Consider the following 548-nt stretch of genomic DNA (forward strand, 5'->3'; position numbering starts at 1 on the left):
TCACCCGCCTCAGATGCGAGGAGAAGCAGGTGCCCAGAGCGCTGCTCCTGACCGGCGACGCCGCCGAGGAGCTCGACACCATGTATCCCTACTATCGCGTTCAGGAGGGCGGCTGGGGCGTTGACGTCTCGTCGCGGACGATGCGTGACGTTCAGCTGGTCATCCACGAGTTCGACCCCAACTCCGACGCCTACGTGGAGAAGAACGGCCGAAAGCTGCCGGTCGACGTGCCCTGGGCCGAGGTTGACGTCGAGCGCTATGACGCCCTCATCATCCCTGGGGGACGTGCCCCCGAGTGGATCCGGGTCGACGCCGACGTCAGGCGCATCACCGAGCACTTCTTCGCGCGCAACCTCCCGATCGCGCTGATCTGCCACGGCGCGCAGGTGCCGGCTGTGTACGGACTGCTCAAGGGCCGGAAGACGGCGTGCTTCCCGCCCATCACCGGTGACATGGAGAACGCGGGCGCGACGGTCATCGACGCTCCCGACGTCGTGGACGGCAACCTCGTCTCCTGCCGCGGATGGCCCGACATGCCGCAATTCGGC

The 548-nt window shown here is 67.2% G+C and carries 1 protein-coding gene; it reads left to right on the top strand.

Translation table 11 applies throughout. From position 1 onward, the window contains the following. Window positions 1-29: 29 nt before the first annotated feature. On the top strand, window positions 30-548 hold a 519-nt coding region (locus tag AC3EUJ_RS37250), incomplete at its 3' end, for a DJ-1/PfpI family protein (protein WP_431969447.1).

The organism is Actinacidiphila sp. bgisy160 (genome assembly GCF_057707815.1).